This is a genomic window from Pseudoalteromonas sp. SG41-2, assembly GCF_014164535.1.
In the GTDB taxonomy this organism is placed as follows: domain Bacteria; phylum Pseudomonadota; class Gammaproteobacteria; order Enterobacterales; family Alteromonadaceae; genus Pseudoalteromonas; species Pseudoalteromonas rhizosphaerae.
On the sequence record NZ_JACJFK010000029.1, the window covers coordinates 12,597 to 39,103 of the forward strand.

Annotated in this window: 21 protein-coding genes and 4 pseudogenes; 16 read left to right on the forward strand and 9 right to left on the reverse strand. The window is 40.0% G+C overall.

Annotated features, from left to right (window positions below; translation table 11 throughout):
* Positions 1–7: 7 nt before the first annotated feature.
* Complete coding sequence (nadK, locus tag H5186_RS18985) at positions 8–892, reverse strand: NAD(+) kinase (protein ID WP_182719393.1); 885 nt, start codon at positions 890–892, stop codon at positions 8–10.
* Between the two features lie 100 nt (positions 893–992).
* Here nadK and H5186_RS18990 point away from each other — a divergent pair, with 100 nt between their 5' ends.
* Complete coding sequence (locus H5186_RS18990) at positions 993–1,958, forward strand: HrcA family transcriptional regulator (RefSeq protein ID WP_145242204.1); 966 nt, start codon at positions 993–995, stop codon at positions 1,956–1,958.
* 58 nt (positions 1,959–2,016) lie between these two features.
* Complete coding sequence (grpE, locus tag H5186_RS18995) at positions 2,017–2,625, forward strand: nucleotide exchange factor GrpE (protein ID WP_182719388.1); 609 nt, start codon at positions 2,017–2,019, stop codon at positions 2,623–2,625.
* Positions 2,626–2,652: 27 nt separating this feature from the next.
* Here grpE and H5186_RS19000 read toward each other — a convergent pair whose 3' ends face one another.
* Complete coding sequence (locus H5186_RS19000; protein WP_182768140.1) at positions 2,653–3,852, reverse strand: Bcr/CflA family efflux MFS transporter; 1,200 nt, start codon at positions 3,850–3,852, stop codon at positions 2,653–2,655.
* A 192-nt stretch (positions 3,853–4,044) separates the two neighbouring features.
* Between H5186_RS19000 and H5186_RS19005 the strand changes: the two genes are divergently transcribed.
* Positions 4,045–4,842 (forward strand): M48 family metallopeptidase, encoded by a 798-nt coding sequence (locus tag H5186_RS19005; RefSeq protein WP_182794800.1) that lies wholly within the window; start codon positions 4,045–4,047, stop codon positions 4,840–4,842.
* 71 nt (positions 4,843–4,913) lie between these two features.
* On the opposite strand, the gene ald is transcribed toward H5186_RS19005, so the two are convergent.
* A complete protein-coding gene (ald, locus tag H5186_RS19010; RefSeq protein ID WP_149982720.1) occupies positions 4,914–6,035 on the reverse strand; it encodes an alanine dehydrogenase in 1,122 nt (373 codons plus the stop codon).
* Positions 6,036–6,175: 140 nt separating this feature from the next.
* Between ald and lrp the strand changes: the two genes are divergently transcribed.
* From lrp to serS, 6 genes are all read left to right on the forward strand, one after another.
* Entirely contained in the window at positions 6,176–6,655 is a 480-nt protein-coding gene (gene lrp / locus H5186_RS19015) for a leucine-responsive transcriptional regulator Lrp (RefSeq protein WP_145242214.1), read from the forward strand.
* A 186-nt stretch (positions 6,656–6,841) separates the two neighbouring features.
* Positions 6,842–9,310: a DNA translocase FtsK gene (locus H5186_RS19020; protein ID WP_182731956.1), complete on the forward strand. Its 2,469-nt coding sequence runs from the start codon at positions 6,842–6,844 to the stop codon at positions 9,308–9,310.
* Positions 9,311–9,952 (forward strand): outer membrane lipoprotein chaperone LolA, encoded by a 642-nt coding sequence (gene lolA, locus H5186_RS19025; protein WP_149982719.1) that lies wholly within the window; start codon positions 9,311–9,313, stop codon positions 9,950–9,952.
* Positions 9,945–11,288, forward strand: a complete 1,344-nt coding sequence (locus H5186_RS19030; RefSeq protein ID WP_182719386.1) for a replication-associated recombination protein A — start codon at positions 9,945–9,947, stop codon at positions 11,286–11,288. The genes lolA and H5186_RS19030 overlap by 8 nt, the downstream gene beginning before the upstream one ends.
* A gap of 10 nt (positions 11,289–11,298) precedes the next feature.
* On the forward strand, positions 11,299–11,661 hold the full coding sequence (crcB, locus tag H5186_RS19035) for a fluoride efflux transporter CrcB (RefSeq protein WP_392352509.1): 363 nt from the start codon (positions 11,299–11,301) through the stop codon (positions 11,659–11,661).
* Between the two features lie 8 nt (positions 11,662–11,669).
* Positions 11,670–12,968 carry a serine--tRNA ligase gene (gene serS / locus H5186_RS19040; RefSeq protein WP_145242225.1) on the forward strand — a complete coding sequence of 433 codons (1,299 nt, stop codon included), beginning with the start codon at positions 11,670–11,672 and terminating at the stop codon, positions 12,966–12,968.
* A gap of 213 nt (positions 12,969–13,181) precedes the next feature.
* Here serS and H5186_RS19045 read toward each other — a convergent pair.
* Together H5186_RS19045 and H5186_RS19050 are read right to left on the reverse strand one after the other, a co-directional pair.
* Positions 13,182–14,234: pseudogene (locus H5186_RS19045) on the reverse strand (fatty acid desaturase family protein).
* Complete coding sequence (locus tag H5186_RS19050; RefSeq protein WP_182794806.1) at positions 14,231–15,274, reverse strand: flavin reductase family protein; 1,044 nt, start codon at positions 15,272–15,274, stop codon at positions 14,231–14,233. Before H5186_RS19050 ends, H5186_RS19045 begins: the two are co-directional and overlap by 4 nt.
* 629 nt (positions 15,275–15,903) lie before the next feature.
* Between H5186_RS19050 and H5186_RS23330 the strand changes: the two genes are divergently transcribed.
* Positions 15,904–16,299: a cupin domain-containing protein gene (locus tag H5186_RS23330; protein ID WP_182762042.1), complete on the forward strand. Its 396-nt coding sequence runs from the start codon at positions 15,904–15,906 to the stop codon at positions 16,297–16,299.
* A gap of 28 nt (positions 16,300–16,327) precedes the next feature.
* On the opposite strand, the pseudogene H5186_RS19060 reads toward H5186_RS23330, so the two are convergent.
* Positions 16,328–16,788, reverse strand: a pseudogene (locus tag H5186_RS19060) (ISAs1 family transposase); the annotation flags it as partial.
* Positions 16,789–17,041: 253 nt separating this feature from the next.
* Here H5186_RS19060 and H5186_RS19065 point away from each other — a divergent pair.
* Together H5186_RS19065 and H5186_RS19070 are read left to right on the forward strand one after the other, a co-directional pair.
* Positions 17,042–17,689, forward strand: a complete 648-nt coding sequence (locus H5186_RS19065; protein ID WP_182719384.1) for a hypothetical protein — start codon at positions 17,042–17,044, stop codon at positions 17,687–17,689.
* A 49-nt stretch (positions 17,690–17,738) separates the two neighbouring features.
* On the forward strand, positions 17,739–18,152 hold the full coding sequence (locus tag H5186_RS19070; RefSeq protein ID WP_182719383.1) for a hypothetical protein: 414 nt from the start codon (positions 17,739–17,741) through the stop codon (positions 18,150–18,152).
* Positions 18,153–18,760: 608 nt separating this feature from the next.
* Here H5186_RS19070 and H5186_RS19075 read toward each other — a convergent pair.
* Positions 18,761–19,942, reverse strand: coding sequence for a PQQ-dependent sugar dehydrogenase (locus tag H5186_RS19075; protein ID WP_182794801.1), 1,182 nt, complete (start codon positions 19,940–19,942; stop codon positions 18,761–18,763).
* Between H5186_RS19075 and H5186_RS19080 the strand changes: the two genes are divergently transcribed.
* Positions 19,927–20,382 (forward strand): hypothetical protein, encoded by a 456-nt coding sequence (locus H5186_RS19080; RefSeq protein ID WP_182719381.1) that lies wholly within the window; start codon positions 19,927–19,929, stop codon positions 20,380–20,382. The two genes, H5186_RS19075 and H5186_RS19080, sit on opposite strands and share 16 nt — an antisense overlap.
* 109 nt (positions 20,383–20,491) lie before the next feature.
* Here the strand turns inward: H5186_RS19080 and H5186_RS19085 are convergent.
* Positions 20,492–21,019 (reverse strand): annotated as a pseudogene (locus H5186_RS19085) (helix-turn-helix transcriptional regulator).
* A 159-nt stretch (positions 21,020–21,178) separates the two neighbouring features.
* Here H5186_RS19085 and H5186_RS19090 point away from each other — a divergent pair.
* The 3 genes and pseudogenes from H5186_RS19090 (at position 21,179) to H5186_RS19100 (ending at position 25,620) form a co-directional block, all read left to right on the forward strand.
* Positions 21,179–22,249, forward strand: coding sequence for a hypothetical protein (locus tag H5186_RS19090; protein WP_182794802.1), 1,071 nt, complete (start codon positions 21,179–21,181; stop codon positions 22,247–22,249).
* Positions 22,250–25,322 (forward strand): annotated as a pseudogene (locus H5186_RS19095) (efflux RND transporter permease subunit).
* On the forward strand, positions 25,315–25,620 hold the full coding sequence (locus H5186_RS19100) for a DUF3240 family protein (protein WP_182719379.1): 306 nt from the start codon (positions 25,315–25,317) through the stop codon (positions 25,618–25,620). Before H5186_RS19095 ends, H5186_RS19100 begins: the two are co-directional and overlap by 8 nt.
* A gap of 155 nt (positions 25,621–25,775) precedes the next feature.
* Here the strand turns inward: H5186_RS19100 and H5186_RS19105 are convergent, their stop codons facing one another.
* Positions 25,776–26,240: a hypothetical protein gene (locus H5186_RS19105; RefSeq protein ID WP_182719378.1), complete on the reverse strand. Its 465-nt coding sequence runs from the start codon at positions 26,238–26,240 to the stop codon at positions 25,776–25,778.
* Positions 26,241–26,507 lie beyond the last annotated feature (267 nt).

Consider the following 26,507-nt stretch of genomic DNA (forward strand, 5'->3'; position numbering starts at 1 on the left):
AATAAAATTAATATAAACGACTACCCCAGTTGAGCTTAGTGCGAAGTACATGATAGTAAGAGTAGTCTTTGGGGTGGATCAGGCGTAGTTTCTTATCTGCTTTTTTAATTATCACTTCATCGCCAGGCAATACAGCAAGCACCACATGACTATCGCAGCTGACTTGTAAGCTGTCGGTATTCTCTAAGCTGAGCTTTAAGCGTACTTCGTTATCGGCATCAACCACTAATGGTCGGCTTGATAATGTATGCGGAAACATCGGCACTAATGATATTGCATTTAGTTCTGGGGTCAAAATGGGCCCGCCACCCGACAGCGAATAGGCTGTTGAGCCCGTAGGGGTTGAGACAATTAAACCATCAGAGCGCTGAGAAAAAACAAAATCGTTATTAATGAAGGCTTCAAATTCAATCATGTGAGCGACTTTATCGGCATGTAAAACGGCTTCATTCACTGCTGAGTTAGCACTTTTTAATTCACCATGGCGATAAACTGCAACTTCTAATAAAAAGCGTTTTTCTTCAATATATTGACCACTTAATACTTGTTCTAAACTAGCTTCAAAGCCTTCTGGGTTTAAATCTGTTAGAAAACCTAAATTGCCTCTGTTTACGCCTATAACAGCAACATCAAATCGGGCTAATACCCTTGCTGCGCCAAGCATATTACCATCGCCTCCGACCACAATAGCGAGATCGGCACGTTCGCCAAGCTCAACCAGTTTGACTAACTTTTCCTTGGGGACATTGGTTAATTGATGACCGGTTCTCTGCTCTAATAACACGTCAAATCCTAACGCATTTAAAAAAGTGTATAAGCGCTGTAAAGTTGCAGCTGCACCACTGTGATTTGGTTTGCCAATTAAACCTATGGTTTTAAACGGTGATTCCATGATAAACGCATCAATAGTATTAATATCAGTAGAGTAACTCAAAAGTGACAAGTTTGAAAATAACCTTGAAATAAACTCACTACGCCCCGATATCCCCAGTATGCAGCAAGATGTAGATACTATGAATTTAAACCCTCGAGATCAGCAAATATTTTCCGCCGTGATGAGCCTGTACTGTAATGGTGAAGGTCAACCTGTCGCGTCAAGCCGTATTGCCAAACAAAAAGGTATGGCTGTGTGTTCTGCAACAGTTAGAAATGCGATGTCGCGCCTAGAAAAAATAGGCCTGCTGTATTCACCGCATACTTCTGCTGGACGGGTACCTACTAATGCCGGATTTGATTATTGGCTAAGTGAATTTTTCCCTCTGTCGCAGATTGCGCAATATTGGCAGCCTGCACAAGCGCAATTAGTCGAGATGGCGCATGGTATAAGCCAGCGTTATCAAGTATGTTGCTGCGTTGGTCTGCCGCAAGTAAGTTCTCAACACGTTTTTAGAGTTGAAGTATTAGATTTTGACAGCAATGATTGGCTTATTTTACTGTTAGATAGAGCAGGGCAAAGCCATAACATTTGTATTCATAAGCCGGATGATGCCTCTGACACCGTACGTTATCAATTTGCTACTTGGCTTAATACTGTATTCAGTCAGCAAACTTTAATGGAAGGCTTGTACCGTATGCAAGCAATGGCAAATACAGCACCACGAAACTGTCATGATTCGTTAAATCAATGGACCCGTGAGCTGAGCCATAAATTAGGCTCAGATAACAGTATCGTGGTCGGCGAAAATTATTTATATCGGCAAATTGATTGTGAACAAAGCTTAAATATTGGTGTCTCATTTTTGAACTTTGTAGAAGATAAGTTAGCTTTTAAAAATGGTGTGTCGGTTTTAAATACGTCACAATTGCCATTTACTGATTGTGACGAACTGATGGTGATCAGCGTGCCGTATTTTCAAAATCAAGAATATCAAAGTCGTTTTTGTGTAATTTGTCCTAAATCGGCGCAAATTGAAGCAATCATTCAAGAATTTAAATTAATCGAGTCATCTGGCTCTTGAATCTTTTGATTCAATCCCCATAATTACCGCAATTGAAAAGTATTGGAGCACTTAAATTATGTCTGAGCAGACAAAATCACCAGAGCAAGAAGTTGAATTAAACGAAGAACTAGAGCAAATGCAAGCAGACGTTGAAGCGGCTGTAGAAGCTGCTGACGCGCACGAAAGCGAAGAAGTTAGCCCTGAAGCTGAAATTGCTATGCTTTATGCTGAGCTTGAAGATGCGAAACAAACTATCGCAAACCAAAAAGATAGCGTAGTACGTGCCGCTGCAGACGTTGATAATATTCGTCGCCGTGCTGCACAAGATGTAGAAAAAGCGCATAAATTTGCACTTGAAAAGTTCGCTAACGAATTATTACCTGTTATTGATAATCTAGAACGTGCTATTGAGTTCTCAGACAAAGAAAACGAAACCTTAAAGCCATTGCTTGAAGGGATTGATATGACAGTTAAGAGCTTCAACGATGCGGTTGCAAAATTTGGTGTTGAAATTGTTAACCCACAAGGTGAGCAGTTTAATCCTGAATTCCACCAAGCAATGTCGATTCAACCAAGCAATGATGTAACACCTAACACTGTATTAGCAGTGATGCAAAAAGGGTATACATTAAATGGTCGTTTATTACGCCCTGCAATGGTGATGGTATCTAAAGCAGCTGAATAAAGAAGTCGCTTAGTAAAAAAATGCCCGTTAACTACGGGCATTTTTTTTGTTTCTAGCTCGGTGCCAAAGCTGGGCTATTAGTGTTAATACTAATGCGCTGAACATTAAGCTTGAAAATGGTACCGCACTTTGTGCATGCATTAAGGCTAAAATTGGACCGACTAATGCACCGCTGCCAAAGCGCAATGTACCAATAACCGCCGTAGCGGTGCCAGAACGCTCTTCAAACTGCATTAAGATCAATGCATCAGCATTACTAGCGGTAACCCCTAAACTCATCATCAGAGGAGCAATAGCTGCAACAATAAAATACAGCGATAGGTGTAATATGCTAAATGTGAGTAGGGCACTGCCAGCTACAAAGCCGACCGCTAATCCATAATACAGCATTTTTCGTGAACCAATACGTGGTACTAGGCGGGTATTTAAAAAGTTACCAAACATTAGCGCCATGACATTGAAAGCAAATAAAACACCAAATAATTGTTCTGATACTTTAAAGTAGTCAAGGTATACAAAGGGCACTGCGGTTAAAAAGCAAAAAAAGCCGAATGAGACAAACATTGAGCTGGCTATATCTGCTCGGGTATCTTTATTTTTAAATACGGTTTTATAGCTATCGAAAAATAGTGCAAAGCCTTTCATCGGGCTTTTGAAAATAGGGATATCGATTAAGTATATTTGTACCAAGGCTAAAATAACAAAGCTGTAACTGGCCAGTACTAAAAAGATTGTTTGCCAGTGAGATAAGCCCATGATCATTGATCCAACCGTTGGCGCGACTAAGGGCGCTACCATCATGATCATCGATACATACGACATTCCTTTCGCAGTATCTTGTTTATAAATATGACGAATTATCCCTGGCACCACAACGGTTGCTGCAGCACCTGTGAATGCTTGTACTCCCCGCAAAGCCCAAAATAGGTGAATGTCATTACAAAAGGCCAATGCGAAAGAGCTTAAGCCAAACAATGCTAAGCCGACCTTCGTTAACACGCGACGACCAATTTGATCTGCGATTGGGCCAAAAAATAGCATTCCCAGCGCATAGCCAGCTAAATATATGCTTAACGATATTTGTACATTAGGCATTGTGGTATTAAGGTCGTTAGCAATGACTAACATTGCCGGAAGATACATATCGATTGCCAGTGGCGTAATTGCAACAATACTGGCGAGTAAAGGTAATAGAATGCGTTTATTTAAAGAAACCGAGTCCTGCATGACTAACCCATTAAACAAAAAGAGGCTGCTATTGTAACAGCGACAATTAGTCTTGGGTACTTAGTTTGCATGCTAACTATCGCCTTTAACAGAAATATAACGCAACAGATGTTTTTACTGGCAGTCGATATATTCAATTGCAGGCTGGTTTGCTATTCTAAGAACAATTAAATTGTTAGTTAAGAGAATACAATGAAAAAATTAGTTTTGGCTGTGCTTGCCACCGCTGTATTAGCGGGTTGTAAAACATCACCAACAGGGCGTACGCAAATTGCGCTTTATTCTGATCAACAAATGAGTCAGATGGGTCAGCAAAGCTTTGCTGATATGAAAAAGAATCAAAAAATTAATAATAATCCTCAAGTAAATGCGTATGTAAAGTGTATTGCTGACGATGTGATTGCAGTATTACCGCAACAGTACGCAACTCAGGCGTGGGAAGTGGTGGTATTTGAAGACGATTCAGCTAACGCGTTTGCATTACCCGGTGGCTATATTGGTGTGCATACAGGGTTGTTAAAAGTGGCTGAAAATCAAGATCAGCTAGCAACCGTTATCGGGCACGAAGTAGGGCATGTAATTGCTAAGCACTCTAATGAACGCGTATCACAAAGTTCCTTGCTACAAACAGGTATGCAAGCGGGCAGTGCCGCACTTGAAATGGGCAATGTACAATATCGTAACGAAATTATGCAAGGTCTTGGTTTAGGTGCGCAGTACGGCGTTATTTTACCATTTAGTCGCTCTCATGAATCTGAGGCCGACCAAGTGGGTTTAGATTTAATGGCAAAAGCCGGATTTAATCCAAAAGAATCCGTAACACTTTGGCAGAATATGAGTAAAGCAGGCAGTGGTAATACACCTGAATTTATGTCTACTCACCCAGCACCTGCTAACCGCATTAAAGAGCTACAAGCAAAATTGCCACAAGCATTAAATGAGCAAAAAGCAGCAAAAGCGGCGGGTAAAAACCCACAATGTAAGCTGTAATAAACTTTTTTGGTGATATAAAAAAAGCCTGTGAACTGATGTTCACAGGCTTTTATTATTCTAAACGCTAGTTATGCGTTTTCAACAGCAGTACGTGGATCTACGTATGGCATGTTGAAGGCTTCAGCAACTTCTTTGTAAGTTACTTGGCCTTTGATCACGTTAAGACCTTTAAGGAAATTAGCGTCATCTAGTAATGCTTTCTTATAACCTTTGTTTGCAAGGTTAATGATGAAAGGCAATGTTGCATTGTTAAGTGCGAAAGTAGATGTACGTGGTACAGCACCTGGCATGTTAGCAACACAGTAGTGAACAACGTCATCAACGATGAAGGTCGGATCAGCGTGAGTTGTTGCTTTAGACGTTGCGATACAACCACCTTGGTCAATTGCAACATCAACAATTGCAGAGCCAGGCTTCATTGCTTTAATGTGTTCAGCAGTAACTAGTTTAGGTGCAGCAGCACCAGGGATAAGTACGCCACCAATTACTAGGTCAGCTTCAAGTACATGCTTTTCAAGTGCATCAGCTGTTGAGTAAATCGCTTTAACTTTATTACCAAACTGAGCGTCAAGTGCGCGTAGTACGTCAATGTTACGATCAAGTACGACAACTTCAGCACCAAGGCCAACAGCCATTTGTGCTGCGCTACGACCAACCATGCCGCCGCCAATAACAACAACTTTAGCTGGCTCAACACCCGGTACGCCGCCAAGTAGCATGCCACGACCATGGTTTGATTTTTCAAGCGCTTGTGCACCAGCTTGAATAGACATACGGCCAGCAACTTCACTCATAGGTGCAAGTAGTGGCAAACCACCGCGTGAATCAGTTACTGTTTCGTATGCGATACAAATTGCTTTGCTTTTGATTAGGTCTTCAGTTTGTGGAAGATCTGGTGCAAGGTGTAAGTAAGTGAAAAGAATTTGGTCTTCACGTAGCATTGCACGTTCAACGGCTTGTGGCTCTTTTACTTTTATAATCATCTCTGCTGTTGCGAAAACCTCAGCAGCAGTTGCTAGAATTTCTGCACCTGCCAGTGTGTAATCTTCGTTAGTGAAGCCAATGCCCATACCTGCATCAGATTCAACAAAAACTTGGTGGCCGTGGTTTACTAACTCACGAACACTAGCAGGGACCATACCTACACGGTATTCATGGTTTTTTATTTCTTTAGGTACACCGATAATCATAATATTGCCTTAATAGAACGGGATAAAATTTTTCACTATTATATTCATGTACTGGCAGTGTGTCTCACCTTTTTTAATCGGTATTCTAGTGATATAATCTGAAAACACCGTTTAAACAGTACAAAAAACTAGTCGTTATTATGCATGAGTTATTAGACCGTATTGACCGTAAGATTTTAATAGAGCTACAGCACGATGGCCGAGTGTCTAATGTTGAATTAGCTCGACGTGTGGGGCTCAGTGCAACGCCCTGTTTAGAGCGTGTAAAAAAGCTCGAACGCGAAGGTTACATCGTCGGTTATAAAGCCGTGGTTGACCCTGCTAAACTTGGGCAAGGTTTGTCGGTGTACGTCGAAGTGACAATCACTAAAACATCACCTGATGTGTTTGATGAATTTAGTGCTGCAGTTAAAAAGCATGATGAAATTATCGAATGCCATTTAGTCTCGGGTAACTTTGACTTTTTACTAAAAACCCGCGTAAATGATATGTCTGAATATCGTGGTGTATTAGGGGATATTCTGCTCAAGCTACCGAACGTTAGTGAAAGCCGTACCTATGTTGTTATGGAAGAAGTAAAAGGCGAGCAAGGGGTGATTATTCGCCCATATATCGGCTGAATTATGCGCCATTTTTTAGTAACTACTTAAGTTGTATTATTGATACATGCGCGATTAATAAAAACCTGTTCATAATCAGGCCATCATGGTTAAGATAAAGTGCAACAAAAAGTATTTCCTGCTAAGGTATTCCATTGCTAAGAATGAGTACAAAGAAGTACAAAGAAAAATGAGGAATAGCGAGTTATGCGCCTAAACGGTGTACAAAGACTATTAGAAACCGGTTTAATAATTAGCACCTTTGCCGCAATATTTATATTGTGTGCGCTGGTAAGCTTTGATCCTGCTGATCCGAGTTGGTCGCAAACAGGTTATGACAATGTAAGAAACATAACTGGAGCTGCAGGTGCGTGGATCGCCGATATTTTATTGCTGACATTTGGCTGGTTAGCTTATTTTGTGCCAGCTGCACTACAAATATTTGGCTACTTATTATTTAAGCAACCTCATAGAATATTTCAACTCGACTATACAACGTTATCGCTTAGAGTGATTGGTTTTGCATTATTTATCACTTCAGCAACGGCTATCAGTAGTATTAATTTTGATGATATTTATAATTTTTCATCCGGTGGGGTAGTCGGTGATGTGATAGCTTCAGCGATGATGCCTGCATTTAACTTTACCGGTACCTCGATTTTATTATTATGTTTCTTTTTTGCTGGATTAACATTATTAACAGGCGTGTCGTGGGTGCAATGTGTCGATTTTATTGGCGATTTGATCATGCGAGGTTATCGTTTTATTGCCCATCACTTAAAAGCATGGTTACAACGCGAACGCACTGCAAATACTGAAGTTGTAATTGAACAAGACCCTGTTAATGAGCAACAGACACGTAAAGAAACACCCGCCATTCGCTTTTCAGAACCAAAAGTGGATAGTGATAGTGCGGTGTCAAATCAAGACTCTCATCCTGCATTTGATGATTTGGATGACATTCTGGATCAAGAAATTAATTTTAGCGCCATTGATGATGAACCAATGGACACTGCGGCTGCCTTAAATGCGCTTGATCAAAGCCATGTTACTGAGCCTGAAAAACCAGTTACTACTGTGGTTTCGCCAGCAAGACCAATGCCAAAACCAAAGAGTACCTATCAGCCTCCACCTACCGCAAAAGAAAAGTTTGAGCAGCTACTCGAAGAAAAGCCGCCAAGTACGCCATTGCCTACGCTTGATTTGTTAGATAGACCTGATAAAGCCAAAAACCCAATTTCACCAGAAGAGCTTGAAGCTGTATCGAGGTTAGTTGAAACTAAACTCCTTGATTTTAACGTTCAAGCTACGGTTGTTGCCGTATACCCTGGACCTGTTGTAACCCGTTTTGAGCTTGATTTAGCGCCGGGTATTAAAGTTTCTAAAATTACTGGTCTTGCTAAAGATTTAGCCCGCTCGCTATCAGCGGTTAGTGTCCGAGTGGTTGAAGTTATTCCGGGTAAAACCTATGTAGGGATTGAATTACCGAATAAACACCGTGAAATAGTGCGGTTATCAGAAGTAATCGACGCACCAAAATTTGAGCAAAATCCATCGCCACTGACTATGGTCTTAGGTAAAGATATTGCCGGTGAGCCAATCTGTGCTGATTTGGGTAAAATGCCGCATTTACTGGTGGCAGGTACCACAGGTTCTGGTAAGTCAGTGGGCGTTAATGTAATGATATTAAGCTTACTGTACAAATCAGGCCCTGATGATGTGCGTATGATCATGATTGACCCGAAAATGTTGGAACTTTCTGTTTACGAAGGTATCCCACATTTACTGTGTGAAGTGGTCACCGATATGAAAGAAGCTGCCAATGCGCTGCGTTGGTGTGTAGGTGAGATGGAACGTCGTTATAAGTTAATGTCGGCGTTAGGTGTTCGTAACTTAAAAGGTTACAACCAAAAGGTATTGGATGCGAAAGAGGCGGGTTACCCGATTCTCGATCCATTATTTAAAGATACTGATGGTATGAAAGAAGGACCAGACGAGTTAGGTAAGTTACCGAGTATCGTGGTGGTGATTGACGAATTTGCTGACATGATGATGATTGTTGGTAAAAAAGTTGAAGAGCTAATTGCCCGTATTGCGCAAAAAGCCCGAGCGGCAGGTATTCATTTAATACTAGCAACACAGCGCCCATCGGTTGATGTAATTACTGGTTTAATTAAAGCGAATATCCCAACGCGAATGGCGTTTCAGGTATCAAGTAAAATTGACTCGCGTACCATCTTAGATCAACAAGGCGCAGAAAACCTGCTAGGTATGGGTGATATGCTCTATTTACCGCCGGGCACCAGCGTACCGATACGTGTACATGGCGCGTTTGTTGATGACCATGAAGTACATGCGGTGGTGAATGACTGGAAAGCACGTGCAAAACCAAATTATATAGACGAAATTTTAAATGGTGACGCCACTGAGGATATTTTATTGCCAGGCGAAGCCAGTGAAAACGCGGATGAAGAATCAGATCCGCTTTATGATGAAGCCGTGTCATTTGTTGTTGAAACAGGCAAAGTGTCAGTTTCAAGTGTGCAGCGAAAATTACGTGTTGGTTACAACCGTGCCGCACGTTTAGTTGAACAAATGGAAACATCGGGTATTGTAAGCGCACCAGGTCATAACGGTGCCCGTGATGTATTAGTGCCCAATGGTGGAGCAAATTAAATGAAACAAATTAAATATTTAGCCTTAGCAATTAGCTGTTTTTTATCAGCATCAGTATTTGCAAGTGACAGTGCAACGGATGACAGCCAAGCATTACAAGATAAACTGGCCGGTTTAAAGAGTTTTCAAGCGCAATTTGCGCAGCAAGTTAATGACGACCAAGGCCAATCAATTATGCAAGGTGAAGGTACTATCGCCTTGCAACAGCCAATGATGATCCGTTGGCAACAAGCGAGCCCTGATGACACGTTATTTGTATCAAATGGCGATAAAACCTATTACTTCGACAGCTTTGCTGAGCAAGTAACGATTATGAATACTCACAGTTTGATTGATTCAACACCGTTTGTATTACTTACCTCCAAAGATCCGGCGCAATGGCAAAAGTACCAAGTACACGCCACGGATACTGGGTTCAGTGTTACACCTAATAAAGGCGTTGAAAGCCAAGTTGAACAGCTGGATATTGTGTTTGCAGCAGATAAAGTTGGCTTAGCATCATTACTGGTTAAAGACAGCTCAGGGCAATCATCTACGTTTACTTTTAGCGACACTAAAGTAAATCAAAGCCTTGCTACTTCAACCTTTGAGTTTAGTATTCCAGAAGGCGTTGAAATAGACGATCAAAGTCAAGGTGAGTAATTTAGGCTTTAATTTTGGCCCCGATGTGCGCCCACTTGCGGCGCGCATGCGACCAACCAGTTTAGATCAGTATATTGGCCAGCAACATCTATTAAGCCGAGATAAGCCTCTCTATCAAGCTATTTTAGCAGGGCGTTGCCACAGTCTTATTTTGTGGGGGCCGCCGGGCGTTGGTAAAACGACCTTAGCGCAAATTATTGCCAACCATGCCGATGCGGCGCTGATTCAAATGTCGGCGGTAACGGCAGGCATTAAAGACATTCGTGATGCGGTGAGTGAAGCGCGTACTAACCTTGAAGGTCTTGGCCAACGTACCTTACTGTTTGTTGACGAAGTACATCGTTTTAATAAATCTCAGCAAGATGCGTTTTTACCACATATAGAGGATGGTACCTTTATTTTTGTTGGTGCCACCACCGAGAATCCCTCGTTTGCACTAAACAATGCGATTTTATCGCGAGCACGAGTATATGTCCTTAAATCACTGCAAGACACTGATTTGCATCTTGTTATTGAGCGAGCGCTTGCAAGCGATGATGAACTGAAAAATAAAACGGTGGTACTTGCACAAAATGCTAAACAAGCGTTGTGCCAAGCCAGTGATGGCGATGCTCGTAAAGTGCTTAATTTACTTGAGCAGGCGATTGATTTAACCGTAGAGCAAAACGGCCAATACTTAGTTGATGAGCACGTACTCAGTCAAGTATTGCCAACGCATTTAGCCAAGTATGACAAAGGGGGGGATGAATTTTACGATTTGATCTCAGCCTTTCATAAGTCAGTTCGAGGTAGCTCCCCAGATGGTGCTTTGTATTGGTATTGTCGTATTTTAGCCGGTGGCGGCGATCCGCTGTATGTTGCAAGGCGGTTACTCGCCATCGCCACTGAAGATATTGGTAATGCTGATCCGCGTGCCATGGAAGTAGCCCTCAATGCATGGGATATATTTCAGCGAGTTGGACCAAGTGAAGGCGAGCGTGCAATTGCACAAGCTACGATTTACCTTGCTAGCGCACCGAAGAGTAATGCGGTGTACGCGGCGTTTAATCAAGCCAAAGCGGATGCGCAGAACGAGCCAAGTTACCCGGTGCCAGAGCATTTACGTAATGCACCAACCAACTTAATGAAAGACTTAGGCTATGGTGCTGAATATCGCTATGCGCACAATGAAGAAGGTGCCTATGCTGCAGGAGAAAAGTACTTTCCAGAGCAGATAGCCGATAAGCAATATTACTTTCCAACGGATCGTGGCTTAGAACAAAAAATAAAGCAAAAGCTCGACTATTTAAAAGAGCGCGATCATCACAGTGACATAAAACGCTATGACAAGCCTTAAGATATATCTCATGATTGCCGCAGGAGGAGCCTCAGGTGCCTGTTTACGGTTTTTTATTAGTGAAACCATGCTAAAACTACTTGGTAGGGGATTCCCTTTTGGCACGTTGACGGTTAATATTCTTGGTTCATTGTTGATGGGCGTATTATACGGTTTGATAGAGCGCGAAATTATCACCGTTAGCCCCGCTAAAACCCTTATAGGGATTGGCTTTCTAGGTGCTTTGACCACCTTCTCGACATTTTCAATGGATTCGTTGTTGTTATTACAACAAGGTCACTTTTTTAAAATGGCCCTCAATATCACCTTAAATGTGGTGGTGTGTATTTTTATGGCTTGGCTGGGCCTTCAGCTGGTAATGCAAAAAGGTTAAAAACTAACATGTTAGATTCTAAATTATTACGTCAAGATCTCGAGCAAACAGCTGCGCGTCTAGCAGCACGTGGTTACGAGCTAGATACTGCGACTGTCAGCGCACTTGAAGAAAAACGCAAAACATTACAAGTAAAAACACAAGAATTACAAAGTGAGCGTAACAGCAGCTCCAAAGCGATTGGCCAAGCTAAAGCTAAAGGCGAAGATGCACAACCATTGTTAGATGCAGTAAGCAACTTAGGCGCGCAACTTGATAGTGTTAAAGCTGAGCAAGACGCTATTTTAGAAGAGCTCAAGCAAATTTCTTTAGCTATCCCCAATTTACCTGATGAATCAGTACCAGCGGGCGCTGACGAATCTGACAACGTTGAGATTTCAACCTGGGGCGAGCCTAAAAAGTACGATTTTGCAGTAAAAGATCATGTAGACTTAGGACAAGATTTAAACGGCCTTGATTTTGAAATGGGCGTTAAAATTACCGGTTCACGCTTTACTGTAATGCGCGGCGCAATGGCCCGCATGCACCGTGCACTAGTGCAATTTATGCTAGACACGCATACAGATAAAAACGGTTATACAGAAATGTACGTACCGTATTTAGTAAACCGCGACAGTTTATACGGTACAGGCCAATTACCTAAGTTTGCAGAAGACTTATTCCACACTAAAGGTCTTGTAAACGATGACGGTGAAGAACAAGAAGGTTTTAGCTTAATTCCTACTGCAGAAGTACCATTGACAAACAGCGCGCGTGACGAAATTTACGACGAAAAAGATTTACCAATTCGTTTAACTGCCCACACTCCGTGTTTTAGAAGTGAAGCTGGCAGTTATGGCCGTGATACTCGTGGCCTTATTCGTCAGCACCAGTTCGATAAAGTTGAGCTAGTACAGCTGGTAAAACCAGAAGATTCAATGCAAGCATTGGAAGAGCTAACAGGTCACGCAGAGCAAATATTACAAGCGCTAGAGCTACCATACCGTAAAGTAATTTTATGTATGGGTGACATGGGCTTTGGCTCAGCAAAAACCTACGATTTAGAAGTATGGTTACCAGCGCAAGATACCTACCGTGAAATCTCATCATGTTCAAACATGGTTGATTTCCAAGCGCGCCGTATGCAAGCACGTTTTCGTCGCGCGGGTGAGAAGAAGCCAGAGTTACTGCATACACTCAATGGCTCAGGCCTAGCAGTAGGACGTACTTTAGTGGCTATCTTAGAAAACTACCAACAAGCGGATGGTTCAGTAGTCGTGCCTGAAGTACTTCGTTCATATATGAACGGCCTTGAAGTAATTAAATAAGCTTTAGAGCTGTAAGCTTTAAGAAGAGAAGCCGCTGTTTGTAATGAACAGTGGCTTTTTTGTAAGTTCAATTTATAGGTGCAAGGTTAAAGGCGAGCGAAAAAGTTAGTTAACTTGAACTTTGGTTAAGAGATTTACTCAGATACTTATTAAAAGTATTAATATTATTTTTATTCTCCTAAGCTCAGGTTAGTTATCTAGGGTGATTAAAAATCATTTAAAAGAGTAACGTAAAATGCGTTTTAATACCGACGTATATTGCTTAAAAAATCCACCTGTGTTGTAAGCAATACCATGTTTTTTTAGTACGGCTTGCACCTTAGGAGCAACTTCTTGATAGCGCGATGATGGCATGTCAGGAAATAAATGGTGCTCTATTTGACAGCTCAAATGCCCCGTTAATATATGAAACCAATTAGCGCCGTTAATATTTTATGAACCTAAAACTTGGCGATAATACCACTGACCTTGAGTTTCATTTACGCAGTCTTGCTCGTTAAAGGTTTTAGTTTCTTCGGTAAAGTGACCACAAAAGATGATGGTTGATGTCCACAAATTACGAATTAAATTAGCAAGAAAATTACCAGCTAAAACCCACAAAAATAATGGACCAGCTAATAGCGGGAATAACGCGTAATCTTTAGTTAACTGGCGCGCACCTTTACTAAAAAAGCGTCGTTTTAACATCGCGTGAGACACGTCAGTTTCGCGGCTTTCTTTCTTTTTACCCATAAATACACGCTCAGCTGCCAGCTCATGGTATGACACACCCCATTGAAACAATACAGTTAAGTTTATATAGGTAATAAACTGCCATATATTTTTCAAACGCCATTTAAAGTCATTACTCAAGCGTAGCAAACCATACCCAAAGTCACGGTCTTTACCAATAATATTGGTGTAGGTATGATGCTCAAAGTTATGCACGCGGTGCCAGCTTTGGCCATCACATGCTATGTCCCATTCATAGTGTTGGGAGTTAAGTTGTTTGTCGTTCATCCAGTCGTATTGGCCATGCATGACATTGTGACCAATTTCCATATTATCAAGGATTTTAGCTAATGCGAGTAGCAATACTCCCGCAACCCATAGCAATGGTTGAATAAACCCAAGCATTAATAGAATACGTCCGCTCCATTCACATAGGCGCTGTTTACGTACAATAGAGCGAATATAGTCGGCATCTTTTTGACCCACTTTATCAAGCGTCTGCATTTTTATAGCATCTAATTCGCTTGCTAGTTGCTCATAGTTAATAGTTTTCATAATTGTAACTCCAAATCACTAACAGGTTGGCTGACACACAGTTGAATGAGCTGTTCGCCGTTATCTGATAGTTCACCAGTTTTTAAATTACGTACCACGCCAGACTTTTTAATACATTGACACTGATGACAAATTCCAATGCCACAGCCGTGTTTTACTGGCAGCTGTTTTGCTTCAAACTGTGTTAGTAGCACATCAGTATTTGTTACAACATGTGCATGGTTATTAATTTTAACATTAAGTTGGCCTGCGTTATGGGTGCTTGGCAGGGCTAAACCGAAAGCTTCTTGGTTATAATTTAATGCGTGTTTTTTAGCAAAATCACTGACCGTTTGCATAAAGGTTAAAGGACCACAACAATAAACATCAGGTTTTTCTGCGAGGTTAATATGGCTGGTAATCTGATTTGATTGTTCGCGGGTTAATAATAAAAATGAAAAGTGCTTAAATCGCAGAGCCAATTCGCTAAGTTCATCAACACATTGATGTTCAGACGTTTTTGCGTAATACACTAATATGACATTGGTGGATATTTGGCCAAGATGTTCGTCAAGCATAGCGAGTATTGGCGTGATACCAGAACCTCCCGCGATAAAAGTGACTGGTGCGCCAGTGTTTTTAAATATAAATTCACCACTTGGCGCGGTGATACTACACCACGAACCAGCTTGCAGTGTTTCTTTAAGTAAACCAGTAAAGCGCCCGAGTGCATTTGTTTTAATTAGTAAGCGCACAAGCCCAGTGTTTTTAAATTGTTGAGCGCTTGAAGCAATAGTAAAAACACGCGTTAATAACCGCCCATTTATTTCAACTGTTAAGCTAATATGCTGTCCAGCAATGTGAACAGGCCATTGTTTACTTGGCTTAAGTTGAATACTTAAATATTCACCCTTGTGTGATTCTGTATGGATCACTTGTGCTCTAAATTTGCCTGCACGCCATGCAGGTTTAAATACCTGCATAATTGGTTCTATATAACCTGCAAAACTTTGATGGTGTAAAAACCATTTTGAAAATTGGTCTAATGCCTGCGTAAACATCGTCATTACATCTCTTTCTAAACCGAGTGCTTATTGGCCTGTGTTTTCTTTATTTAAGGGTAAGCACTGCAATAATTACTTTAATAATTTGAGCGTACACCTGTAAGTTCAAATTTCAGCGCACAAGTGTACCTTGAAATTTTTGATTTTCAATACGTATAGAGTAATTATTCTATTGTTTTTATTTGTAACTTACGTAAGGCACGTTAAATTGCGGAATATAAAATGATAAGCATAGAATTATTTAAAGCTTCAACTATCTGATTTTTAGTATTTATATTTCATGTGGTTATAGAGGCACTTTTAGGCTGCAAACTTATCAACCTGCAATGGTAACCAAATAATCATAATGTTAAAGCGAGCCATGAATATCTGTTGCATTCAACCTTTTTTCACCTTGTGATTATTTTTCAAAATGGTTTAATACGGCTAACCATATTCCTTTAATAAAGCTTTGGTTATTTGGACTTTTTAGGTTTACGCGACAGCAAATCACACGAGTAATTATTGAAGTTGAAAAAGACTAAGTAATTGAATAAAAATAGTAATTAGACTATGGTTGATATATTAATAATAAATAAAAATGAGCAATTCTATAGGCTCCTTTTGTATCTACAAGGATTGAGTAAGTGCCTAAGTCAGTATCAATTACAATCAGTGATGAGTTTTCCAGAATCAAATTACTAAAAAATAGAACGCCAGAAACATCTGAAGAAGAAGCAAAAAATGCATTTGCTCTTTTATCTGAATATAGAGATGGTGGAGTATACATAGCAAATTATTCTGGGTCGAGTGAGTGGGAAAGGCACCCAATAGGTGACGAGTTCGTTCAGGTTCTCGGTGGTGAAACGACCTTGATTCTTTTAGACGGGGAAATCGAGCAGCGCAATACATTATTTTCAGGTCAAATGTTGGTAATTCCAAAGGGGGTTTGGCATCGTTTTGAATCACCTAATGGCGTTAAAGTAATGACTATAACACCACAACCTACCGAACACAGTTTAGAGTTGCCAGTTGGTATGTAATGACGGTGTTATTGATGTCGAGTATTTACAATAAATCCCGAACTGTCGGTATTTCATTTGTCTTACTGCCAACTGTTTGGTGGAATAACGTGAGACCTGCCTCACAATTAACTGCTGAGACAAGGTGTGATTTATCAGCAATGTGTTTACTTGCTCCGTGAATAGTTTTGCCATCGAAGGCAATGATAGGATGGGCTGATTTAACGCGGTTTTGATTGACCCAGCTGTACATCGGCAGTAGTAATAAGTCAGTATCAACAGCTCTAAAAATCCGAGCAATACTATGTCGAGTGGGTATATCATTTTCGAAAGAGCGAAATCCCCTTAACTGATCAAGCTTACTATCACCATATACATCAATGTTTTACCAGTTTCCCCCCCCGATTTGACGGCAGTAATAATCAGAAAAAGCACATCAAATAAATTATTATGCTGATTTATATGTGAACGATTGTCTTTGACGAGCTCTAAATGTGAGAAGAGTGACATAGTAAGTTTAAGATAATGAAATTTATGTATTAGGTCATAAATAGTGTTTATTTACAAAGTGTGATCCCCGCATGACTCAATAGGTGAGTTATGCGTTAGCAGAAGGACTTGCCTCGTGAATATTTATTCATGTTTTATTAATCATATAAATGTATAATCCAATTAAGAAATTTCAAATTATATTTTGACTTTTCTTAACCGCTCACTGCATTATTGAAATAATGATTACATTTAAGAAGGAATATGAGTAGTCATGGATAACTATATCAACAATATCGTTTTAGCATCTCCTAAGCAGTTATTAGAACGCTTTCAACAAAGTAAAACTGACTATGACACAGAATTTCACATTATAGTCGCTGACAGGTACAATAATCGCTATTCTGGTTTCTTTATAAAATATGACCCTGAAATTAAAATGGTATTGCTAACTGATAAAGAGCGTGAAATTTCTTTTATTGATACAGATAGTATTGTAAATATTTCTATTTATGATTTCGCAAAGCATGAGCGCTTTTTATTAGGCCAAGAACCGATTAAACTAGTATCTCCATTTAAAGCAGATGATATTGAAACGTCTGTAACTTTAATTAAGTCTGCGCTTAATAACACTCATGGGCTTGACTTTAATTTCACTATTGATGAAGTGTCAGCTGAAAACACTGACAAAATTAAAGCTATTCTAGAAGTGCTTGGTGATACTCTTATGGCTGTTGCTAATGATGACTTCAGTAAAGAATATATTAGTCAAATAACCGATTTTTATATTAAAAATGAGCCAAGAGATGGCGTTCGCTTTAAAAAAACGAATTCTACAATTTTGGTGAGATTCAATTTTGAAGGTGAGCTTCCGGCTGAACTTCAAACAAAAATTGAAAACGGAATAAACAACGTATTCTGATTTATTCAAATTTTTATGTGTACTTTTCAACTCAAAATAAGGAATGATAATGGGACTTAAAGAGAAAAAAGCAGCAAGAGATTTCCAAGAAAACAACCTAGAAGATCTAAAGAAAAAAGTTTTTGATGCTGCAAAATTTGAATTTGAAATAGAAATTGATTGGGATAGTTTGTCAGTTGATAATTATGCTCATCTTTATAGTCAGACTTGGACTCAAATTTACTTCGAGCCAATGATTATTGCGTTCAGCAAAATGTGTGCTGATAGCTTTTCTCAAGAAGCAATTCAAGACGATTTGAAAAAAGTTGTTATTCAAAATATTGGTGATATCAGCAATGCCAATAAATACTCTTCATATAGCAATGGCGTGTTGACATTAAACCATTCATCAATTGCCAATGCAGAAAACCAAATTGAAGATCGCGCAAAAGCTCTACAAGATACTGTAGAAAATGCTCTTTAATTAAAAGTAAGCCATGTGCATAATGATTTATTAGTTTATGTGCATGGTTTTTTTAGCGAAAACACCTCAGTAAATATATTCTCATCAAATTACCCGTGCATTTTATGATGCTATAGTCTGTTCTTAGAACACAAAGGTTGTTTAACTATTTGCATAGGAAACGGCGATAAAATATGGTGACATTTTAAATCTATTAACCTTGTAATGGTCAAAATATTAGAAGCTTTGAAAGCTGAAAATACTAATTGATATGGTTTTTCTGTAATTTTAAATCCAAAGCTGAATAGGCGAATAATTTTTGATGATTATAATTAAGTATTTTATTTGTTGTGGTTCATTAGAAATACCTTTAATTAGTGCCGATTAAATGGCCTCTGCAGAGCTTTCAAGTACTGACATTATGTTCCTGTGATGGGATAGATAACGATCGGAATATACAAAAACAAGAGAACAGGTATTTCTTTTTCCTTCACACCTGTAAAATATAATAATCCTCATTTCTAATGCGGTGGCAACCAAAATGATATGGAAAAATATATTTTTTCCCGCATTAAATCAGTTAAAGAAAAACCTTGTCATCTCAACAGCACACTGATTGAATAATCTGCTTACTTTGGCGATATCAACATGAGCTTTGCATCTTTCCCGTCGGTTAACACCGCGATATTACCCTCGGCTGTAACAAATACATCCCGCAAACGTCCAGTTACCTCTGGTAAAACATGAGTCTGGGTAAATTCACCATTCGCTAAATTAACGCTGTAGAGCTTTTTATCGACCAGCGTAGTGATTAGCACATGCTGTTGTAGTGAGGGAAAAGCTAAATGCTTTGAGCCATAATAAGCCATGCCAGAAGGGGCGATTGAGGGCGTCCAATCAACCGTTGGTTTAGCCATTCCAGGGTATTCTCTAAACGGTGAAATACGTGCTTGTGAGTAATCATCTCCGTTGGTGATCACCGGCCAGCCGTAATTGGTGCTTGGGGTTAAATAGTTTAGTTCGTCGCCGCCTGCGGGGCCGTGTTCGTGGCTAACAATTTGCTGTGTATCGTAATCATAAACCAAGCCTTGCAAGTTACGGTGCCCGAGTGAGTACACAGCATGAGCAGCAGGATTTTTGTGATTAATAAATGGGTTATCGTTTGGTATCGTGCCGTTTAAGTTTATGCGTAATGTTTTGCCAAGTTGACTGGTCATAACCTGTGCTTGCTCACGGTAGTCAAAGCCATCGCCACTTGAAAATAATAAGGTATTATCGGGTAGGACAAGAGCGCGGCCAGAGTAATGCTGCGGTGTGTCTTTATCTGTGGCAACTTTATAAATAATTTTTGGCGTTGAAAATTGCGCACCATCAAACGTAGCTTTGGCAATAACTAGCCTGTTTGCATCAAGCTCACCTTGAGCGTAAGTGAATATAATTTCTTTTGATTCACTGTAATTTGGCGAAAGCACTATATCGAGTAGGCCGCCTTGGCCTGCAACGTATAAGCCCTCGAAATCTAGTTTAACTCGGGTTTGTTGGTTGTTTTTAATGATAACAATATGACCATCACGTTCTGTGACTAACCAGGTATTGTTTGGGAGTTTAACCATGCTCCACGGTGAATTGAGTCCCGTTGCTAAGGTATCAGCAGTGTATTGCTGTTTTGGTAACTCGGCACTGGCGTTACAAGAAAACGCTAAAAGCGAGAGTAGAGTAATACAACGTAGAGATTGTTTACCCTGCAAGCCTTTGCTACTGTAAGAAAAAAGTTTCATTTTAAGTTGAGATAACCATGTCGTTTTTAACACGTATACTCCCTTCATTTTTAGTTTCTTGGTTACTTACATTTACACTCGCTAGCTTGTTTCATAGTCAATACGTTGTCAATCAATTAGTTAATGTGGGTGTTGTGGTGGGCTTTAATGACCGTGTTAACTTAACCCTTGAAGATTGGCTCGGCTTGCTACCGACCTATGGCGCTATTATTGCTATTGCACTTGCCATCGCGTTTTTGGTTACCTGGCTTATTGCTAAAAAAGTTAAAAAACAAGGTGCGCAATTATTTGTAATTGCGGGTATTGTGGCGTTTGCTACGGCTTTAATTGCTATTGAGTCAATTATGAATATTACTATTATAGCGGGCGCAAGAGGCTGGGGTTTTTATATGCAGCTGCTTGCAGGGGCTGTAGGGGGTTATGTTTTTGCTAAGTTGAGCAATGGTTGTCATAGTAAAAATGAACTCATCTAGTTTTACACAGAGATAATCATTAAGGTTTTTAATTATTCTTTAAGATTTGATGCACAGCGGATGCAAAGCTATAGAAATAACCTGAGGCCTCACCTTTGTAGCTTTTCAATTAATTGAGGCTTGAACTTGTTGGTTGGTATTGTCCTTGTTGCATAAAATCTTCTAAAAACCATGCAGCAAACTCATGTCGGCCTTCTACATCGGCTTTGCTGTAAATATCGGACGCTTGTTGACGAACGGTTTTTTCTTTTGTGCTTCTTAGTGCGCTTATTTCTTTAAAGCTTAAGCCTTTAAGTAACAACATCGCGACTTCTTGCTCACTGCGGGTCAATGTCCACTGTGAAAATTGGGTTTGAATAACACCACTGTATTCATGGCGCGCATCCATCATTGCCTGTGATATGTTTTTAAGTTCTTTCTTTCAATGCACTAATTCTTGTTTCAGCGCATTAATATTGGCAGTACGCGCACGAATATCGCTAATTAAGTAAATAGCACAGGCTGCAGAAATGACGACGATTAAGCCCTCAGAAAAAATATGCCACTGCGGCACCCCTAAATGTATATCCGTTAGTACATCAAAAAAGTTTAGCACCATTATTATTAACAGGGTGGCTGCTATTAACTTGTCTCTCATTAAAACCTCTATTATCAATGCTTTATAAATACAATGGACAAATGTACCATAGCGTAAATTTCGCTTTTTTTGGGTACGTTAAGGCGTTTGCCTGATGATTTAACAGCATAAAAAAGTCATGGTTGATTCTATAAAATTAATCAAATGTGAACAAACGAAATGCTGTTAAATTCTACAAAAAAAATGCGTCATTTTTTGCGTATTCAATATACGTTATTTTTTTTCTCTACGGTGGCTTTATTAACTTTTAATCCTGTGTTTGCTTCGCAAAATTTAGCACCTGTAGGGCTTTCTTCACTCAGTGGTTTTGATGTTGAGTTTGCGCCGATTCAAAAAACAGAGTTTATTAACGGGCAAAGTTTAATTGGTGAAGTCAATTTCAAACCCGGGGTCAATTATACGGTGCTGTTTGCGTTTGATGTACAGCAGGTTCGTTACTTATACCCTAACGGCAGTATGGTGGAAAAAGGCGCCACTATCGCAAGCGTTGAGGGCAGTGATGTACACCATTTTTTAGATGCCTATCAATCAGCAAAAGATATGCTCGCTATTGCTAAAAGCCATTACGACATAAACCAACAGCACTTAAAAAACAAAATAATAAGAAGCTCTGAATGGGTTGAAATCACAAAAAGTTATTTTGAAGCCAAGCTAAACTTTGAACATATGCAACATCAAATGGCATTTTTAAACATTGATGAAAACGTGACCTTAGTGAGTCCAAAAACGGGCATTTTAAAACTCACCAATGAGTCGGGAAACCGTGTGATGGGTGACACCGCGTTTGATATTATCGATGCAAGTAGTATTCGCGTTAAGATTAAAGTCCCTCTTAGTTTTACCAACACGTTAGCGCATTTTAAGCTGTCACAACATTGCAGCTTAAATATTGAGAGCTATGACAGTATTGCAGATAAATACCATCAAATTGTGTGGGCGACACCAAGCTCAAATGAGTGCCAGCTGACACTGGGGCAAACCATCAAAGTCACACCGGTAAATAAATTAACGGGCTTTAAAATAGCAAAGTCAGCGGTGTTTGAATTTGAAGATGTTAATTACATTGCTTTGAAGTCTGGCGATAACCTTGAGTTACTACCGATTGAGCTCAAAGGTTCACAAGGCAAAGACTATGTATTTACTGCCAATAAAAACCTAGATGATCAGCAGGTACTAATAAGCTCGGTAAGTGCGCTACAAGGTATGTTGCTTCACTTAGGGAGAGAGTAAATGTTAAACCAGCTTATTAAATTTTCACTTACTCAGCGTTTGTTTGTTAGTATTTTTGTTATTGTTGCTATGGCCATTGGCGCTAAATCTTGGTTAAGTATTCCGGTGGATGCTTTTCCAGAAATATCACCCACTCAAGTTAAAATAGTTTACAAATTACCCTGCATGAACGCCCTTGAAATAGAATCGCAAGTAACACGGGTGATTGAAACCGAATTACTGGGTATTCCGTCACAGCAAATGCTGCGCTCTACCACTAAGTATTCTATTACTGATATTACCATTGACTTTGAAGAGGGCACCGACATTTATTGGGCCCGTCAGCAAGTTAATGAGCGTTTATTAAATATTTTACCCACCTTGCCCTAATATTAGTGGCGGCATGGCGCCAATGAGCACGCCTTTGAGCGAGGTGTTCATGTTTACCATAGAAAGTACTCACTTATCGCTGATTGAAAAAAGAGAGCTTTTAGATTGGCAAATTCGTCCATTACTGCGCACTGTAACCGGCGTTGCTGATGTAAATAGCCTTGGCGGCTTTTCAAAAACCTATGAAATACTTCCCAATACTTTATTGATGCAACAGCATCAAGTCAGCTTTGATGAAATGAAGTTAGCAATCACGCAAACGAATCAAAACGGTGGCATAGGGCGCTTAGAAAAAGGCAACGACACCTTAATTTTGCGCACTGAGGGTAAATACACCGATATAACCGCCATTGAAAATACCGTGATTAAGTCCACTCAAAATAAGGTTATTCGGTTAAGTGATATTGCCACGGTACACGTTGGCAGTTTAACCCGTTATGGCGCAGTCACTAAAAACAGTGAAGAGGCGGTACAAGGGCTTATAATTGCGCTTAAAAATAGTAATACAGCGCAAGTTGTTGAAGATGTAAAAGATAAACTTCGCACCATTGAAGCGTCATTACCGCAAGGCACAAAAATTAATGTGTTTTACGACCGTTCTAACTTAATAAATACCGCAATTAGCACCATTACCAGCGCACTAGGCCAAGCGATTATTTTAGTGATAGTGCTACTTGCCTTGTTTTTAGGTGATATTCGCTCTTCATTGGTGGTGTCTTTGTCTTTACCTATGTCGGCATTGCTGACATTTATAATGATGAAGCAGTTTGATTTATCGGCTAATTTAATGAGTTTAGGTGGCTTAGTGATTGCCACTGGTATGCTGGTGGACTCATCGGTAGTTATTGTTGAAAACATAGTGAATCGGTTGGCTAATAATCAGCACCTCCCTCGGCTGCATGTTATTTATCGCGCCTGTAAAGAAGTCGCGGCGCCAGTGTTCTCAGGCACAATCATTATAATTATCGTGTTTTCACCGCTATTAATGCTAACAGGGTTAGAAGGCAAGTTATTTACCCCAGTGGCGCTCACTATCGTGTTTGCCATGCTTAGTGCGCTGTTGTTGTCGTTAACGGTTATTCCAATTTTAGCCTCATTGTTATTAAAAAATGAACCCGTAACCCAGCCTAAAATGGTCACATTATTACAAGGTTTTTATACTAAAACACTTGCCCGTGCAATTAAAAAGCCGGTGGCTATTAGTGTTATATCGGTCGCTGTTTTAGTGCTCAGTGGGGTGTTATTTCAGGGGCTTGGCAAAAGCTTTATGCCCGTTTTAGATGAAGGCGACATTATTGTGCAACTGGAAAAATCGCCGAGTATTTCCTTGCAAGCCTCGCTGGATATCGATAAACAAATTGAAGCCACACTGTTAAAAAACACCCCAGAAATCGTACAAATTGTTGCCCGTACCGGCTCCGATGAACTCGGGCTTGATCCTATGGGGTTAAACGAAACCGATGTATTTATGGAATTAGCGCCAAAAGATACGTGGCGTTTTGACTCCAAAGCGCTGCTAATCGAGGATATTCGACAAACACTTGCGCAATTTCCAGGGGTAAATATTGGCTTTACTCAGCCAATACAAATGCGGGTATCAGAAATGCTCACCGGTGGCACCGGTGATATTTCGATTAAAGTATTCGGTAATGACATTGCGACACTTGCCTCATTAGCTGAAAAAGTCACTGCACTTGCCACTAATATTGACGGCGCAAGTGATGTGCAAATGGCGCTTATTGAAGGGGGTAAATACGTAAATATTAAACTTATTCCTGAGGTTGCCAGTCAGTTTGGTTTAACCACCGAAGGATTAAGCGATTATTTAAAGTCGCAATTAGAAGGCCTACAGGTATCGGTACTGCAAGAAGGAAACCGCGTGATCCCTATTGTGTTTAATGCACAAAAAGGCGAAAGCGCAGCACACTTTGAGTTATCGTCAATGAGCGCATTAAAACAAAAGTTAATTTTAATGCCCGACAACAGCCTACTGCCACTTGAAGAGGTTGCTAATATTAGCTTTAAAACGGGGCCATTGTTAATAGAGCGAGAAAAAGCAAAGCGCTTTGCGTCTGTAAGCGTTAATGTGGATAACCGCGATGTGGTTAGTTATGTGAATGAACTGGAAGCTAAAATTAATAGCAGCATAAAATTACCCAGTGGTTTTACCTTGTCGTTTGGTGGCGAATTTGAAAGCCAGCAACGTGCAACACAAAACTTGCTGGTGCTTATTCCGGTGGCATTAATACTGATTTTCATTATTTTATTTACCACGTTTAAATCGTTATCTAAATCAACGCTGATAATTGCTAATATTCCGTTTGCGTTAATGGGGGGAGTGATTGCCCTATTTATTAGTAATGAATACCTGTCGGTGCCTGCATCGGTTGGTTTTGTTGCTTTACTTGGCGTAGCGGTACTCAATGGTATTGTGATGATCAGCTACTTTGAGCAAATGAAAATGTTTTCTGCCAATGTAACGCAGCGCATTTTAGATGGCGCAAGCAGACGCCTTCGCCCAGTGTTAATGACAGCCACAACCGCCATGTTTGGTTTACTGCCACTGGTATTTGCCACCGGCCCTGGCGCTGAGATTCAAAAACCATTGGCAATTGTGGTTATTGGCGGGTTAATTACCTCTACAATTACAACACTTTATTTATTACCTATCTTTTATGGTTGGTTGGAGAAAAAACATGGCTGAACAGTTACTTTTTACCCTAAATGTACCCACAAACATAAAAGATGAAGTGGTTGATATATTAATTGGCATAGAGTGCATTACCGGCTTTAAATTAAAAAACATTGAAGGCTACAGTAAAGAGCACAGTGAATTTGATATTGCCGAGCAAGTAGAAGGGCATCGCAGTTTTTATCAGTTTGAGGTGCATATATTATTAGCGCAGCTGCAAACAATTAAAACGGCATTAAGCCCTGTGTGCCAATACACCCCATTAAAATATTGGGTTACGCCTATTGTTGAAAGCGGGCACCTTAGATAGTGTAGTTAGAATTATAGGCTGTTGCTTCGAGCAGCCTCTTTTTATAACTAAATACAAAATAGCTAAAAAGAGGTCACAATATTGCTATAAGTTAATATTGTTCGAAAAAGTTATTAGTGTAGATCTAGCAACTTTACTATGCCATTGCTAAAGCGCTATTTAGCAATGCTGGCTTTTTCATTCGTGCTTAGGCTTGGTTCGCAATATGCGTTATCTACAGGCTCTAGAGTTACTTTACCTCCAGCATTTACTACTACACATTGCGTATTTTTATCTAGTTTGTGCTTTTGAATAACAGTAAAGTCACCTTCGTTAGCTGCGTATAAGTTGTACTGGTATGCGGTATTTCCGCCTTCAAACAGGGCAGTAAATAAGCCCCCGACGAGGCCGCCAATAATTGCGCCGCCTACCATTTCTTCAGTATTACCATCTAGGTTGTCAACGAAGCCGAAGCCTGCGCCTGCTGCGATGCCTGTACCTACCTCAGATGATAGCGTTACTTGCTGCATTGACCCTACAGTAGCGTAATAGCGTTTAACCATTTGATTTTGATCATTACGGTCAATGCCTTGTGATGCACAGCCGGAAAGTAATAAAAAGATGAGTAAGCTTTTTTTCATGAGATGATTCCATTTATGTTCATGTCGATAAGTTATTATCATAGCGGTCAAAATTGAAAAAATATGTGTGGGCTTTGTGTGTTGTTGTTTTAAGTTGTAAGAAAGTGTGGGTAACCTTGTTTGCGACATAGATAAGTTAATGCGTTGTTTAGGCGAGAATTCAATAATACTTTTGCTGGTATGGTTTTATTTTTATTTATGAAGAGCGGGATAGTTTTAGCAAATTAATTGAGTAGGTATGTACTTTATTACGACACACAATAGCAA

What these genes read in the sequence shown, in the direction of transcription:
- H5186_RS19100 (WP_182719379.1), top strand. Translation starts at nt 25,315, where the DNA reads ATGGCTGAACAGTTACTTTTTACCCTAAATGTACCCACAAACATAAAA.
- H5186_RS18990 (WP_145242204.1), top strand. Translation starts at nt 993, where the DNA reads ATGCAGCAAGATGTAGATACTATGAATTTAAACCCTCGAGATCAGCAA.
- grpE (WP_182719388.1), top strand. Translation starts at nt 2,017, where the DNA reads ATGTCTGAGCAGACAAAATCACCAGAGCAAGAAGTTGAATTAAACGAA.
- nadK (WP_182719393.1), bottom strand. Translation starts at nt 892, where the DNA reads ATGGAATCACCGTTTAAAACCATAGGTTTAATTGGCAAACCAAATCAC.
- H5186_RS19005 (WP_182794800.1), top strand. Translation starts at nt 4,045, where the DNA reads ATGAAAAAATTAGTTTTGGCTGTGCTTGCCACCGCTGTATTAGCGGGT.
- ald (WP_149982720.1), bottom strand. Translation starts at nt 6,035, where the DNA reads ATGATTATCGGTGTACCTAAAGAAATAAAAAACCATGAATACCGTGTA.
- serS (WP_145242225.1), top strand. Translation starts at nt 11,670, where the DNA reads ATGTTAGATTCTAAATTATTACGTCAAGATCTCGAGCAAACAGCTGCG.
- H5186_RS19080 (WP_182719381.1), top strand. Translation starts at nt 19,927, where the DNA reads ATGTCGTTTTTAACACGTATACTCCCTTCATTTTTAGTTTCTTGGTTA.
- H5186_RS19070 (WP_182719383.1), top strand. Translation starts at nt 17,739, where the DNA reads ATGGGACTTAAAGAGAAAAAAGCAGCAAGAGATTTCCAAGAAAACAAC.
- lrp (WP_145242214.1), top strand. Translation starts at nt 6,176, where the DNA reads ATGCATGAGTTATTAGACCGTATTGACCGTAAGATTTTAATAGAGCTA.
- H5186_RS19065 (WP_182719384.1), top strand. Translation starts at nt 17,042, where the DNA reads ATGGATAACTATATCAACAATATCGTTTTAGCATCTCCTAAGCAGTTA.
- H5186_RS19020 (WP_182731956.1), top strand. Translation starts at nt 6,842, where the DNA reads ATGCGCCTAAACGGTGTACAAAGACTATTAGAAACCGGTTTAATAATT.
- lolA (WP_149982719.1), top strand. Translation starts at nt 9,311, where the DNA reads ATGAAACAAATTAAATATTTAGCCTTAGCAATTAGCTGTTTTTTATCA.
- H5186_RS19090 (WP_182794802.1), top strand. Translation starts at nt 21,179, where the DNA reads ATGCTGTTAAATTCTACAAAAAAAATGCGTCATTTTTTGCGTATTCAA.
- H5186_RS19050 (WP_182794806.1), bottom strand. Translation starts at nt 15,274, where the DNA reads ATGTTTACGCAGGCATTAGACCAATTTTCAAAATGGTTTTTACACCAT.
- H5186_RS19000 (WP_182768140.1), bottom strand. Translation starts at nt 3,852, where the DNA reads ATGCAGGACTCGGTTTCTTTAAATAAACGCATTCTATTACCTTTACTC.
- H5186_RS19105 (WP_182719378.1), bottom strand. Translation starts at nt 26,240, where the DNA reads ATGAAAAAAAGCTTACTCATCTTTTTATTACTTTCCGGCTGTGCATCA.
- crcB (WP_392352509.1), top strand. Translation starts at nt 11,299, where the DNA reads ATGATTGCCGCAGGAGGAGCCTCAGGTGCCTGTTTACGGTTTTTTATT.